At 51.9% G+C, this 13,742-nt stretch carries 11 protein-coding genes; 2 read left to right on the forward strand and 9 right to left on the reverse strand.

Translation table 11 applies throughout. The features are described from left to right. Positions 1-165: 165 nt before the first annotated feature. The 6 genes from I2G61_RS04940 to mgtE form a co-directional block, all read right to left on the reverse strand. Positions 166-3,165 (reverse strand): bifunctional diguanylate cyclase/phosphodiesterase, encoded by a 3,000-nt coding sequence (locus tag I2G61_RS04940; protein WP_072683819.1) that lies wholly within the window; start codon positions 3,163-3,165, stop codon positions 166-168. A gap of 28 nt (positions 3,166-3,193) precedes the next feature. Beyond that, positions 3,194-4,654, reverse strand: a complete 1,461-nt coding sequence (locus I2G61_RS04945; protein ID WP_072683820.1) for an extracellular solute-binding protein — start codon at positions 4,652-4,654, stop codon at positions 3,194-3,196. A gap of 238 nt (positions 4,655-4,892) precedes the next feature. Then, on the reverse strand, positions 4,893-5,489 hold the full coding sequence (locus tag I2G61_RS04950) for a manganese catalase family protein (protein ID WP_072683821.1): 597 nt from the start codon (positions 5,487-5,489) through the stop codon (positions 4,893-4,895). 3 nt (positions 5,490-5,492) lie between these two features. Continuing rightward, entirely contained in the window at positions 5,493-5,738 is a 246-nt protein-coding gene (locus I2G61_RS04955) for a spore coat protein CotJB (RefSeq protein ID WP_072683822.1), read from the reverse strand. Continuing rightward, positions 5,731-6,456 carry a spore coat associated protein CotJA gene (locus tag I2G61_RS04960; RefSeq protein WP_195548013.1) on the reverse strand — a complete coding sequence of 242 codons (726 nt, stop codon included), beginning with the start codon at positions 6,454-6,456 and terminating at the stop codon, positions 5,731-5,733. The genes I2G61_RS04955 and I2G61_RS04960 overlap by 8 nt, the downstream gene beginning before the upstream one ends. Before the next feature lie 136 nt (positions 6,457-6,592). After that, positions 6,593-7,924, reverse strand: a complete 1,332-nt coding sequence (mgtE, locus tag I2G61_RS04965; RefSeq protein WP_072683824.1) for a magnesium transporter — start codon at positions 7,922-7,924, stop codon at positions 6,593-6,595. Between the two features lie 441 nt (positions 7,925-8,365). On the opposite strand from mgtE, the gene I2G61_RS04970 reads away from it, so the two are divergent. Both I2G61_RS04970 and I2G61_RS04975 read left to right on the forward strand, forming a co-directional pair. Continuing rightward, entirely contained in the window at positions 8,366-8,860 is a 495-nt protein-coding gene (locus tag I2G61_RS04970) for a hypothetical protein (protein ID WP_072683825.1), read from the forward strand. 4 nt (positions 8,861-8,864) lie between these two features. Continuing rightward, complete coding sequence (locus I2G61_RS04975) at positions 8,865-9,179, forward strand: MJ0042-type zinc finger domain-containing protein (RefSeq protein ID WP_072683826.1); 315 nt, start codon at positions 8,865-8,867, stop codon at positions 9,177-9,179. Between the two features lie 29 nt (positions 9,180-9,208). On the opposite strand, the gene I2G61_RS04980 is transcribed toward I2G61_RS04975, so the two are convergent. Genes I2G61_RS04980 through I2G61_RS04990 form a run of 3 tightly spaced genes read right to left on the reverse strand, consistent with a single transcriptional unit; the run spans position 9,209 to position 13,739 of the window. Then, positions 9,209-11,074 (reverse strand): metallophosphoesterase, encoded by a 1,866-nt coding sequence (locus I2G61_RS04980; protein WP_072683827.1) that lies wholly within the window; start codon positions 11,072-11,074, stop codon positions 9,209-9,211. Beyond that, positions 11,071-12,501, reverse strand: coding sequence for a glycosyltransferase (locus tag I2G61_RS04985; protein WP_072683828.1), 1,431 nt, complete (start codon positions 12,499-12,501; stop codon positions 11,071-11,073). Before I2G61_RS04985 ends, I2G61_RS04980 begins: the two co-directional genes overlap by 4 nt. Next, positions 12,498-13,739 (reverse strand): hypothetical protein, encoded by a 1,242-nt coding sequence (locus tag I2G61_RS04990; RefSeq protein WP_072683829.1) that lies wholly within the window; start codon positions 13,737-13,739, stop codon positions 12,498-12,500. The genes I2G61_RS04985 and I2G61_RS04990 overlap by 4 nt, the downstream gene beginning before the upstream one ends. Between the last annotated feature and the right edge of the window lie 3 nt (positions 13,740-13,742).

Raw genomic sequence — 13,742 nt, forward strand, 5'->3', positions numbered from 1 at the left:
TCCACAAAAGCTGATGTTTTAATTTTTTCTGCAGCGAAAATTGCCAACTCCCGCCGTTCTGTGGATGTTCGCCATCCCGACATCACCTCGTTTATGAGCCCGTCGCAAAGGGACGTCTGCCTGATTCGCCAGGACGTCCCTTTCTGTTTGATTTTTGACTCAAGTCTAAGACTCGTCGTTTTTCTTTTTCACCGCGTTCCGCAAAGCTTCCATCGCTTCCGGACTTGGATCTGGCGGAATCAGTTCGCCTTTCCGGAAATAGAATCCCTGCATGTAATCCGTGCCGCAATCGACCAGCGCTTCCATTTCCTCGCGGGTTTCCACGCCTTCTGCCAGAATTTTTATCTTCCGGCTGCGGAAATAAACGACCAATCCTTCATAGAATTCGCGACGGTTGAGATCGCGGTCAAGACCGCGAATGATGCTCATATCGACTTTCACGTAGTTGGGCATCAGATCCAGCAGCGTCGCTTCGCCATTATAGCCGGTTCCGTAATCATCCAGCGCGATTTCCTGATGTTGATCAAGACAGCGCTGCCGCTTGTGGATCGTTGCCATTTCGCCCATTTTTTCGCTTTCCGTCAGCTCAATGACGACCTGCGAATTGTAGCGGCCGAACCGGCAATCCAGTTCTTCCAGATCCTGCGGCGTCAGGCGCAGGCTGGAAATCGAGTTGATGAACAATTTTTTCCCTTGCAGCCGCTGATGATACCGATCAATGGCCTCCATCGCTTTAAACCAGGTCAATCGTTCAATCTGATACAGCCGCGACTGGGCGCGGGCAATCCGCAGCACTTCGGACGGCGTCTTCAGCTTTTCCATCTTTGGCCGCATCAGCATTTCATAACCATAGACGGTCTGCGACTGGACGTCGATAATCGGCTGGAATACAAAATCGATCAGTTCGTTTTCAATCAGCCGGTTGAGATCTTCGCTGCTGTGCAGCATAAACGAATCCTTACGGTAGCTTTCAATCTCAAAATCCTTTATTCCGCCCTTGACGGAATTTTTAATCTCATACATCGCGAAATCAGCGTATTTGATCAACTCTTCCAGATTGCGGCTGTCCTTCGGATACCACGATACGCCGAAGGAAGCGCGGATCCGGATACTCTTGCCATCCGGCAGCTCCATTTCATAAGCAGCCATGGCCTTCCGGATCTGTTCAATCTTCTGACGAATCTGGAAGTCTGTCTCATAACCATAAAACAGAACATAGAACTCATCGCCCGACATCCGCGCCGCAATTTCATGCGGACCGGCGTTATTGCGCAGCACATCCGCAGCGCTGCGGATATAACCATCGCCGCAATCGTGACCATAGGTATCATTGATATATTTCAGATTATCCAGATCCATCATCATAAACGCCGTAATCTTCAGCCGTTCCGGATGCTCGAAGCGTTCCTGAGCAAAGCGCTGGAATGCCCGCCGGTTCAGCAGGTTGGTCAGCACGTCGTAATCGCGTTCATATTCTATGCGGTGCCGCTCGACCATTTCCGCCGTTATATCCTGCACCACGCCCAGAATCGTGTGCGCCCGCGCCGCGGTTTTCAACCGCATCCAGCGAGCTCCGCCGCCGTCCTGTTCCAATTTGACGGTCTTTTCCCGCAGCCGGCCCAGTTCATCCAGATCCAGATCCAATAAGCGCAGCTGTCTGGAAAATTCATCCAGCGTCAGCATCTGATCTTCATGGTCAGCCTGCGGGTCCAGCACATCGAAGAAACCGGAAGTACAGAAGACGGAATTCTTTTCAAGCTCAATCTCAAACGCACCGATCTGAATTGAAAGCATGCCGATGATCTGTGAGAGCCGCGAACTGTTCTCCGCCACGCTCTTGCTTAATTCCTCAATCGCCTGGCTTAACTGATCGATTTCCGTAATCCGGATCGGATCCAGATGGATCGGTTTGTTCGGATTGGAATTGCGCACCTTGCGGGCCAGCGCGCCGATCTGCCGGGATGGGCGGTAGCTGGCATACATCGTCGCCGCCAGTCCCACCAGCATGGATAAAATCATAAAGGTCAGAATGCTGTTCTGCATTTTACCCGAGAACCCGTACAACGCTTCCTGCGATTCCAGACCGACCAGAACCCAGCGCTGATGGGAAAACGGCGCATTGGAATTGTAGAGATCCAGCGGCTGCAGACTGCCGTAAATTTTCTGCTTCAGTTTTAAAGCGGATGTATGGATTAAAGCGCCGTCGCCGGAGACGTCGGCATCCTTTTGAAAGATGAGCTCTTCCGCTTCTCCGAACATCGCGATGAACACGCCGCCGCTGTGCGTCACCTTCTGCAAGGTCAATCCATCCGTCTGCGGCTGCGTCTCGTCAAGAATCGCAAGCATGTAGGAACCGGATTGATCCGCCAGCAACTCCTTCGACGGCAAGATGGTTTTCAGATAATCCTCCGCCAGCGAAACGCCCAGCACGCCTAACACCGTTCCCTCGCTGTCTGCCAGCGGCTGCGTATAGGTAATCGTTTTGATCAGGTCTTCGTTCAACATGGAGCCATAGCCCCAATACCCGGCGTCTTCACTGGACAGATCCGGATTGGAGCGAATCGCCTGCACCGGGTTGTTATAAAAATAACTCTCGCCGCCGATCTTAAAACGTGGACTCCAACTGACGTCCATCGCAATGTCCAGACTCTGCGCCACATCGGTCGGCGAACGTTCCATCAACAAGTCCGAATTGTCGTAAGGGTTATTGATCGGATCCAGATCCCGCAGATAAATACCACTTTTCTCCTTTTCCTCAGCCCTGTCGTTCAGAGGACCTTCAAAAACGAGAAAAACGCCGGTTACCGTATTTCTGCGCATCAGCGCAATCAGATCCGGACCGATTTTTTTCAAAATTTCGCTGGTCACAGCCGCCCCCGGCACCAGGTCGGCGACGGTCATGCCCGCTTCGCTCAGCTGCTGCTCAATTTCTTCTTCGATCTTCGTCTGATAGATGGAGAAATTACTCCAGCGCTGAATCATTTCATTCTCTAAATAATTCTTCCGATTGATGACCCGTTCGTTCAGGATTTCCTCAGCGTTGCGGTCAAGCTTGGTAATAACGCCGCCGCTGAAAACCAACATCCCAAACAGACTGATCTGAAAAATTTGAACGACGATCAAAGGGATCAGAATACGATTGAAAACACTTCTTTTTTTCAGCATATTCCGGTTACTCCTTTTCTTAAAAACGTTATTCCTGGACGATTTTTTGCATCTGTTGACTCAACGCCGCGAACCAGGCGTCGAAATAGGCTTCCGTTTCAAATTCAGCAGTTGCTTCATCAAGGCTCTGCCCCTGCGCCAGACGTTCAACGACCTGCTCGCGATCCGCCTTCGCCAGATCCTGCATCGAAGTATCCAGCAGAGACCGCGCGTCGCTGCCGCCTTCAAAAGCCTTTGTCGTATACAGCTGAACTTCACTCAGCTGTTTCTCGGCCACTTCAACAACGTCAATCATTTCTGCCGAGTCCAGCTCCGCATTGTTTTCAATAACTTTTTTGATCGTCTCAAAATCATTCGCGGCTTTCTTTACCGGCAGATATCCGGAAGCCAGTGAGAACTGAATATTCCGACGTTCCTCTGTGAACCATTTTAAGAAAAGAACCGATGCGTATTCATGCTGGGTATCCGAAGCGGTCACAACCATGCCCGCCCCCTGCTGAACGGCAATTTTCTCACCCTGTTCAAACATCGGAGCCGGCGCCACGATCGATTCAATCGGATAACTTTCAACGTCGCTGACCGCCACTTCCTTCGGAAAATAAGCCGCCCCGCTGCTGGATCCGACCAGCGCGATCAAATCGCCGGTCTTCGCGTCGTCGGAACGGAAACGGCCCTGCGCCGTGAAGTAACCCCGGATATATGGCACATAATAATTATCCCACAGTTTTTTAAAGACATCGCGGTCCAGATTCAGCGTCACCTGATTTCCTTCCACCGCAAAGATTTCCTGCCCCAGCTGACGGCTGCCGATGATCATGTAATTCGCCATCGCATCCCGGCCGAAGAACGCCTTGCCATCATTCGGCTGCGGCGTCAGGCTGTCGGTCCATTCATAGTACGTCCGCGCGGTCTTCGTCACGCCTTCAAGCGTCTTCAGATCGTCCAGCGTGACGCCGCAGGCTTCCGCGAACCGATCCCAGTCTGTTTTGTTCAACATCATCAATTCCGTCGACTTGGCGATCGGAAAAATTTTCAGGCTGCCGTCCTCTCCGATCTGACCTTCGTTTAAATATTCGTCGCGATAGGACGCCAGTTCCTCCTTGCTCATATACTTGTCAATCGAAGCGACCAGTCCCAATTTATCGACTTTGTACGCGGTATCGGCATAAGCCGCGAAAATATCGGGAATTTCACCGGCGCCGACTTTCTTCTCCGCCGCTTCCTCAACCTTGGTGATCAGATCGTTGACATTGCCCTGACTGTACGCTTCAACAACAATGCCTTTCTCCGCGCCCACCGTGTCGTTGAATTCTGTAACCAGTTCGTCAAACGCCGCTTTCTGCGTACCGTTGTAATAAGTCCAAATCTCCAGCGTAACCGGTTTATTCGGATCGAGCAGTTTGTCATAATTCTCCTTTTCAGCGGCGCAGCCCTGCATCATAAGCATGGCCGCAGCAGCTAAAACCCCAAGTTTTGTTATTTTTTTCATCTTCCTGCACCTTTTCTTTATTAGTTTTATTATAGTAGCTTTCCGTTTAAATTACCACGTTTTTACAGGTATGAAGATCGTTCTTACCTAACCCTAAATTGTTCTGAATATCACGTTTTCCCATTCCTGCCCCGGTTCGCAAATCACATTCAGGTTCCGTGCGTTTCCCCGCCAAAAACTTTCCGGCTTATTTCGATTCGATGTAGCGGCGGGAAAATCCCGCCGGTTTCGCTTTTGATCAGCGGTCAAAAGCTGGATTGTAACGATAGAAGTTGCGGCAGTCCAGATCCTTGCGGACGAATTCCAGAGCTTCGCCGAAACGCTGGAAGTGAACGATCTCGCGCTGGCGTAAAAATACCAGCGGTCCATAGACTTCCGGATCCTTCGCTAAACGCATCAGGTTCTCATACGTTGTACGGGCTTTCTGTTCCGCCGCCATATCCTCGGACAGATCGGTAATCGGATCGCCCTTGGACTGGATATACGCCGTCGTGTACGGCATGCCGCTGGCGCCTTGCGGATAAACGCCGGCAGTATGATCGACGTAATAGTCCGCCGCATTGGCAGCCTTGATCTGCTGCGCTGAACAGCCCTTGAGCAGCTGGTAAACCATCGTGGCGATCATTTCCTCATGCGCCATTTCTTCCGTTCCAATGTCCGTCAATAACGCGCGGATTTCCGGATACGGCATCGCGTAGCGTTGGTTCAGATACCGATCAGACGCACCCTTTTCGCCATCCGGGCCGCCCAGCTGCGTGATGATCAGCTTGGCCATCGCCGGGTCCGGCTTCCGGATATTCACAGGATACTGCAATTTTTTCTCATAGATCCACATGGTTTATCCCTCCCTTTCCCACGGCCATGGACTATTGATCCAATCCCAGCGGCGTCCGCGGCTGTCGCGGTTGGTCAGCGGACCGCAGACGCGATTGTATTCCTCCGCCGCTTTGCGGCGCAGGCCGGTAACATAACGGTAATAGCTCAGCGCGACTTCGTTTTGCGGATGGGTGTCCAGAAATAAGACCGCTTCCTGAATCGCGAAATCCAGTTCCTGCAGCTCCCGCAGCATTTCATTTCTATTCATCCTGACAGCCTCCCTTTCCCGTAAACGGCAAGTCCAGCTCAACAAACAGCGTTCCTCTTAACAAGGCGCGCGGGCGGCTGTAGATTTCCCGTTTTCCAGTCCAGCGCTGGCGGGCGACATACGCCATTGCCAGGCTCATATCCGGGCAGCGGTGATGATTACCGCAGCCCGGACGGCCATCGTCATCCTGATCATCCGTATCGTTGCCGCAGCCACAGCCGCAGCCATCACCCGGACGGTTGCCATGGTCATGATCGCCGCAGCCGCAGCCTGGACGGCCATCGTCATCCTGATCATCCGTATCGTTGCCGCAGCCACAGCCGCAGCCGTTGCCCGGACGGTTGCCGTGGTCATGATCGCCGCAGCCGCAGCCCGGACGGCCATCGTCATCCTGATCGTCGGTATCGTTGCCGCAGCCACAGCCGTTGCCCGGACGGTTGCCATGGTCATGATCGCCGCAGCCGCAGTCTGGCGGACATACCGGAGGCTTCGGACGGCAGCCGCAGCCCGCAGACAGGTTCACGGCCTCCTCCACAAACATTTCATCCTCCATAAAATCGGCTTCGTCAAAACGCGTGCGGAAATCATCGCTCCACCCTGCGCAATGCGGTCTGCGCGGCGGGGTCGGACGGTGTGGACGGCCGCATTCCATAGCGAAATCTTCGTCCGTTTCCATCCAGCTGCGAGGAATCCGCGGTTCTCTTCCTACGTTTTCCATCGACATTCTCCTTTCCGGTCAAAATCTCGTTGACCCACTGTATACTATTGTTCCTGTATGCCGGGATCTGGGAGATCGCCAAGAAAGAAACAATAAAAAAGCACAGAGTTTTCCTCCATGCTTGTTAAAAACCACGCTACAACGCAAACAGATGCGTCGCAATCGCAAAATAAATCATGATCGAGCAGGTGTCGACAATCGTCGTGATTAACGGAGCGGCCATGATCGCCGGATCCAGATGTACCTTTTTCGCCAATAACGGAAGCAGACAGCCAATCAGTTCCGCCAGAAAAACCGTACACATTAACGAAACACCCAGCAGGATCGCCAGCCGCGGATCCTGATACATAACAACGATCCGCAGACCGTTGACCGCCGCCAGCGCCGCGCCGACAAGCAGCGCGATCCGGCTTTCCTTAAACGCAACTTTGAACAGATCGCCAAAGCGGATCTCATCGGTGGCGATGCCGCGGATGACCAGCGTCGAGCTTTGGGTGCCGCAGTTGCCGCCGGTATCCATCAACATGGGAATAAACGAAACCAGCAGCGGAATCGCGGAAATTGTTTCTTCATAGCGGGAGATGATCGTACCGGTGATCGTTGCCGAAAGCATTAAAAACAACAGCCACAGAATCCGGTGTTTGGCGTGATTGAATACCGAAGTTCCAAAATAGGAATCATCACCGGGCTGCACCGCCGCCATCAATGCGATATCCTCCGCCATTTCTTCCTGATAAACTTCCATCGCATCGTCAAAGGTAACGATCCCGACCATGCAGTTTTCCGTGTCCACGACCGGAATGGAAATCAGCCGGTATTTCTGGAACAGCTTGGAGACTTCTTCCTGATCGTCATGGGTGCGCACGGCAATGACGTGTGTTTCCATCAAATCGCCGATCAAGACGTTTTCGTCGTTGAGAAGCAGACTTTTCGCCGTGACGATGCCCAGCAGTTTTTTGTTTTCAATGACATAACACGTGTAAATCGTTTCCTGATCAATACCGACCCGTTTGATCTTCGCGATCGCTTCACGCACGCTCATGGTCTTTTTCAGATCGACATATTCCGTCGTCATGATGCTGCCGGCGCTGTCTTGCGGATATTGAAGCAGCTCGTTAATGCGCGAGCGGGTTTCCTTATCGGTAACGTCGAGAATCCGTTCAACCACATTGGCCGGCATTTCTTCCAGAATATCGACGGTATCATCCAGAAACATATCCTCGAAGATATCTTTCAGTTCTTTCTCGGTAAATGTGCTGATCAAAGCCTGCTGCATCTCCGTATTCATGTTGGTGAAGACTTCCGCGGCCGTCTCTTTGGCGATCAGGCGGAAAAGGACGACCATGTTTTCCTGCGGGAATTGTTCCAGCAATTCCGCCAGGTCCACGCTGTTCATCTCGTTGAGTTCTTTTTTGATCTGAGCGTATTTTTTCGCATGCAAAAGCTCAGTGATGTTTTTAACCGTCATACTTTGCCCTCCTTCAAGTTTGTTCTTCAAGTTCGCAAAGCATGAATAAAACGTCCTGGAGCTTTAATTTCGGGCAGACTCGCCCTCCAGGAGAGGAAAGAATGAACTTCCCGTTTTATTGATGCCTTGCCTGCAACTACCGCCCGGGTTATCCATGCTTTCCACCTCCCTCTTTCGCCGGTTTATCTTCCGGCTGCCGTTTTTAGTGTATTTCCAATTTGTTAGGTTGTCAATGTTTTTAACAAAGAATTTTATCCCGGGACGACTGTCGTTTTACCGCTTCCTCCTCCCGTTCAACGCTTATGCATGGGTCAGAGGCAGGTGAGCGCTCAGCGCGGTCCATCCTGATCGTTCTTCTGGAATAAGAAGCGGTAAAAAAACATCGCCGCCCCTGTCTTTTTTCATCTGTTGCTTTATAATAAAAAAAAGAGGATACAAAAGATGAAAAGACTTCATTGGAAAGCGCTGTTACGGGTCGAAGAAATTCCCGCCGTGTTTTTATTGATTCAGCTGGGCCTTGGAATTTGGGAAAAACGAGGCTGGCCGATCCCGGTCCTCCTGTGTCCCATTACAGCCGCAGGTACGTGCCCGGATATCGACCTGATCACGCCTTATTGTACTGACATCACGGTCTATGATTACGCTTTTCTATTCACCGTCTTCTTTCTCATCACGCTTATTCTGTTCTGGAAAACCCGGAAGAAGTCCCTGCTTCCGGATATCGTCTACTGGCTGGGAGTCAGTCTTTATGCTTGGAGCGCCTGGGTTAGTGAATTTTATCTTACAGCCCAAACTTCGCTGCTTTACCTGGCGTTTCTGCGTTGGATCACGCTGACGTTTTTCCTTGATCCGATCAATTTCAGCGGCTTTCTGCTGCTGGTTGGAGTCAGCTTAAAATCGTTGTTCACATCGCTTCGCGCGGTGGCAGGAGGGTAAATTTATGCGTCAGGAAGTTGTTTGTTCCCATTGTCAGAAAAGTTTTCATATCCGTCCCGGATCGCTTTTGTCGATGCGGCTGGAATGTCCGCATTGTCATGCCCGTTACAAATTATCGCTTTCCTGGATTGGCTGTGTTCTAGTGGCAATTCTCGCTGTTCTGTTTTCTGACAAGTCGCTTTGGGAAGGAATGATTTGTTTTCTGATTGCGCTTTTCGCCGTCTTCTATCTGTTTCTGCCATTTTGGCTGCAAAACGATCTGATTCGGATCAAACCGGTGAAGAATAAAACCGATCCCACCATAAAACAAGAATCTTAAAAAAGCCGCTGGCATGTCAGCGGTTTTTTTTATTTATTCAATTCGCACCGGTCAATCAACTCCCGGCTGTCAACGGCATAGGTTTCCAGGACCAGCTGATTCCCGGAAATGGTAATCAGCGAAACTGTCGCTTCCTGTTTAAGAATGCGGTAAGCGAGATACGCGGCCGGATTATCCTTAAGCTCATAGAACTTGCTTCCGGATGGGGTGCCGCCGGAAACATAGAGCGTTTCGCCGCTGCGTTTGTCCCCATCCGCCCGGCCGGTGGCCGTTTCGCCCTGCATCAGCAAAGAGCGGCAGTACACATGATCGTGTCCTGAAAGCACGACGTCGACGTTCAGGTCAGAAAAAGCCTGCGCATAGGCCTCGCGGGCAGCCATGACCTTTTCATCCGCAGAGCGATCCTTGCCGCCAAAGAGCGAATAGTGCATCGTGACGATGACCCAACGCGGTTTGTGCCGCGTGATCGTCTGGCTGAGTTTATCCAGATGTGCCTGCGTATCCGTGTTCATACAGTTCAAGGAGTAGAACAAGATATCGCCGTAATCATAATAGAAATCTGATCCGTTCTTCAGCCGGTCAAACTGGCTGTCGAGCAGGTCGGTATTGCTCTCGTGGTTGCCGATGTTGATCGTAACCGGAATTTGTCTCAACGCGGCCGGACTGCGGAAGGCGTTATATTCCTCCAGCGCTTTCTCGTTGTCGCTGCTGTTGACCTGATCGCCGGCAGTCAAAATAAAGCTGAGGTCCGGCTGCAGCTGCAAGAGTGTATTGACCGCTTTCTCCCATCCAGCCTGATTCTCCTTAAGATGCTCCGTCCGGATCTGAACGTCGCCGACAAACCCGAAAGTAAGCGGCGCGGCCGGCCGGACTTCAAACGAGAAGACTTCCGAGCTGAGATTGTGCTGCAAATCGACGATTTGATACACCAGCGGCTGGCCCGGAGGCAGGTTGCTCAGCTTGCCATGATAGCTGAACGCGCCGCCGACGCCGGTTTTCCGGCCACCCATCAGCTTCCGGCCATCCGGGGTGCGCAGCGCGCTTTTATCCGTGCCCTGCGCCCAGATCAGCTCGTAGGTTCCTTTTTTATCCGTCAGCCAGTTGACGATGACCTCGTCGTTCTTTGAACCCTGTTCCAGAATCAGTCCGGACAGATCGAGCGTCTGACTGAGCGAGGTTTCGCTGGAGGTTTCCAGACTTTTCAGATCGAAATAAATATCCGAACTGGTCTGGTCGCGCTGATGCAGCTCAACCGCCAGAACGTTGCGTCCCGGCTTCAGCGAATTCAGATTGCTGATAACAAAAATATCGTTTTCTACTTCACCGACGCGGGCGGAAGAACCATACGGATTTTCCGCGGTATACCCGCCGTCCGGAATATTCGAGGCATAGATCAGCTCGCCGTTAAGATACATCATCACGGCGTCGTCATAACGAAGCTTACCGGTCAGGCACCGGACATTCCCCAGATCTCCGACTTCAAATTCCGTGCGGAAATAATAAACCGGAATCGCCCGCTGATCCGCTAAAGCATAGTTCAGCAGATTGCGCGGCGCTTTTCGGTCAACCATTTTTTTCAACTGACCATAATAGGAACCGAATGTACCGGTCCCGCTCTTCCAGGCGGAATCGTCGTAATCCGGCTCAGTCCACCGCAGACTTGCCGAAGGATCGGGATTTTCTCCCTCATCCCAATAGCGCCAGGATGTTCGGCCGCTTTCCACCAGCGTGACCGTGCGTTCCTGCGCGATCGTTTTCAGCGTGCCGTTGCGTTCCTTGTCCGTATAGCTCTGCCGCGTCAAAACGCCATAGACCAGAACAAAACCGATCAGAAACAAAGCGAGCAGCGTACCGAAAATCAGCTTGCGCTCTTCCCGGCGCGAATTGTTGTTCATCCTTCACTCCCTCCTTCCTGCGTTTCCCGGCGGTTATGTGTATACCGCTTCAGATCGCCCCAGACGTTCTTCTTGCGGCGATAGCCGATCAGCGCGTTCATCCGCACCAGCATCAGAATAAACCGGAGGCCGACCAGCTCAAAGCCGCTTAAGAGAATTGTGCGGACAACGTCGAGAAAGGTCAGCCGGATATGCCGGGTATGGATCTGCGTAAAGAACGCGATGACCGTCAGTAGACAGCCGAAACCGGCATACACCGCGAAGAATAAAAGCATAAACGGAACGTTGATGAGATTGACGAAATACGATAAAACAATCGTAAACAAACCGAAGACTTCAATATACGGCGACATCAGCTCATACAGCCAGAAATACAGAAACGAAATCGTTCCCATCAGACCGTATTCCTTCTTGCCGATCGCATACCGGTAACGCGTCAGACTTTCAAACAAGCCGATATGCCAGCGCCGCCGCTGCTTCATCAGATCGAGCAGATTCCCCGGTCCCTGCGTCCAGCAGATCGCATCCGGGGCATAGCGGATGCTGTAATCAAGATGATTCGCACGGCAGAAAACATGCAGCTTGACGACCAGCTCCATATCCTCGCCCATCGTCGAAGGATCGTAGCCGCCAGCCAGAATCACCATCTTTTTCTGAAACAGACCGAATGCGCCGGAAATGATCAGATTACCGTTGAAGTGATCCATAAAAATCCGCGAAGCCAGAAACGAACGATCGTATTCCAGCACCTGCATCGCGACGATGATCCGCTTCGGCAGGGTATATTTTGTGACCTCGCCGTCGACCATTTCAATGCCGTTGGAGATTCGCACCTGGCCGCCGCAGGCTACGACCTTATCGTTTTCCAGCACCGGCTTGGCGATCTCAAACAACGAATCCTTTTGAAGCATCGAATCGGCGTCCATGCAGATAAAGTACGGAAAGCGGGATACGTTGATGCCCATGTTCAGCGTATCCCCCTTGCCGCCGTTTTCTTTCAGGATCAGCGTCAGCTGAATCTTGTTGGATTTCGCTTCGTAAATCGCGGTTTCCGGCTTGCAGCGAAGCTGACGGCGGATCGGCCGCTCGATCTTGCGCATCTGGAAATAGTCGATCATCCGCTGCGCGGTTTCATCGGTGGATCCGTCGTCGATCACCACGATTTCAAACAGCGGATAATCCTGTCTCAGCAGCGTGCAGACGGTGTCCACAATCGTGGTTTCCTCGTTGTGGGCGGGAACCAGAATGCTGATCGGGATAAAAAACTTCCGCTTGAGGTTATTTTTCAGCTCGTCGTCGCGGCGTTTCTGATACAAATCCACCGAGCCGACAATCACTGACAAAAATAAAAACGTACTGTATCCGAATAAATAGAGAACGAAGAAAACATCGACGCAGAACAGAAAGGTTTTTACAAATTCAATCATTCTGCATTCCCCCATTTCTGCAAGGCTGGAAGCGCTTCTTCCGATGAATCCGCTTCAATGACTGCGCTTAGAATTTCATTCGATGACCCCCTCGGACTTTTCGCCATTCGATTTTCTGCGACCCTCAGTTCGCCCTTTTCATCCAGCTGAAGCAGTCCGGCGCTCAGCGCCTTGTAGCGCAGCATGTCCCGGCCGTAAGAATCCTTCAGCTGCCGGATCATTTCCAGAATGGCCAGCGGCTTCGTCAGCTGCAGCAGCGAATCGGAAGCATTGTCGCGGACATACCAGTTATCGCTCTGCACGCCGACCAGCAGCGCCTTGACGGTTTCCATCTCGGGATAACTCTCCAGGGAAGCCGCCGCGATCGCCGCATATTCCCAATCCTGTTTTTCCCAGTCGATGACAGTCTGACGCAGCACCGTTCCGGCCGGACGGTAAGGATATTTGCGGAAATAGCGCATGACGGCAAAGGTCACTTCCCGATCCAGCTCCGTTTGACTCAGCAGCGGAAATAAGGTTTCCCGAAAATTCCCGGAAACCATCCGGATAAAATCAATGAACGCAACCTGATAATGCGGTGTGAATTCATCCCAGTTTTGCCACAAAGCCTGCGCCAGCTGCTCCCGGTCGCCATGAAATTCCAGCAATCCGTCGGTCACCAGCTTGCGGCTGTGTTCGATTTCATGGCGTCCCATGACGCGATACGCTTTGACAATGTGATCAATACTTCCGCACTGATACAAGGCGCCCAACGCATTCTCCCGGCAATAAATCGAAGCTTGCGCCGTCAGCTGGATCATCGCCGTCGCGATCGGATCATTGCGGCTTTGTCCGCACAGTCTAAAACGTGTAACAAGATAGGCAAAGTAGGAACGTTCCATTACGCTTTTTTTCATCGTCCCGTCAATCAGCTCCGCAAACACCGGCTTCAGCGTCGGCAGCCAGGCCTGCAGCAGTTTTACCGTCAGTGGATTCTGTTCCAGCACGTCGACGGTTCCTTCCAGCACAACCAGATGATGTGTGTTCTTCAGATCTTTCTTTATTTTCTCATCCACGTTGGCGGCCGTCTTCTCGGGAAATAACAACAAGCGTTGTAAGCGGCGGGCCTGGTTTTGGATTTGTTTCTCCGTCCGCCGCTGCATCCACTTGTTTTTTCCCAGATAAAACAGATTGTACGCCAGCATGCACAAACACAGCGTCATGTAAACGTAAATCAGATAGTCAATCCGGATTACCATGCA

The organism is Holdemania sp. 1001095H_141210_F2, assembly GCF_015558105.1.
Lineage (GTDB): Bacteria > Bacillota_I > Bacilli_A > Erysipelotrichales > Erysipelotrichaceae > Holdemania.

Coding starts and splice junctions, on each gene's coding strand:
- I2G61_RS04970 (WP_072683825.1), top strand. CDS start 8,366: ATGAAAAGACTTCATTGGAAAGCGCTGTTACGGGTCGAAGAAATTCCC.
- I2G61_RS04990 (WP_072683829.1), bottom strand. CDS start 13,739: ATGGTAATCCGGATTGACTATCTGATTTACGTTTACATGACGCTGTGT.
- I2G61_RS04955 (WP_072683822.1), bottom strand. CDS start 5,738: ATGAATAGAAATGAAATGCTGCGGGAGCTGCAGGAACTGGATTTCGCG.
- I2G61_RS04980 (WP_072683827.1), bottom strand. CDS start 11,074: ATGAACAACAATTCGCGCCGGGAAGAGCGCAAGCTGATTTTCGGTACG.
- I2G61_RS04985 (WP_072683828.1), bottom strand. CDS start 12,501: ATGATTGAATTTGTAAAAACCTTTCTGTTCTGCGTCGATGTTTTCTTC.
- I2G61_RS04960 (WP_195548013.1), bottom strand. CDS start 6,456: ATGGAAAACGTAGGAAGAGAACCGCGGATTCCTCGCAGCTGGATGGAA.
- I2G61_RS04950 (WP_072683821.1), bottom strand. CDS start 5,489: ATGTGGATCTATGAGAAAAAATTGCAGTATCCTGTGAATATCCGGAAG.
- I2G61_RS04940 (WP_072683819.1), bottom strand. CDS start 3,165: ATGCTGAAAAAAAGAAGTGTTTTCAATCGTATTCTGATCCCTTTGATC.
- I2G61_RS04975 (WP_072683826.1), top strand. CDS start 8,865: ATGCGTCAGGAAGTTGTTTGTTCCCATTGTCAGAAAAGTTTTCATATC.
- mgtE (WP_072683824.1), bottom strand. CDS start 7,924: ATGACGGTTAAAAACATCACTGAGCTTTTGCATGCGAAAAAATACGCT.
- I2G61_RS04945 (WP_072683820.1), bottom strand. CDS start 4,654: ATGAAAAAAATAACAAAACTTGGGGTTTTAGCTGCTGCGGCCATGCTT.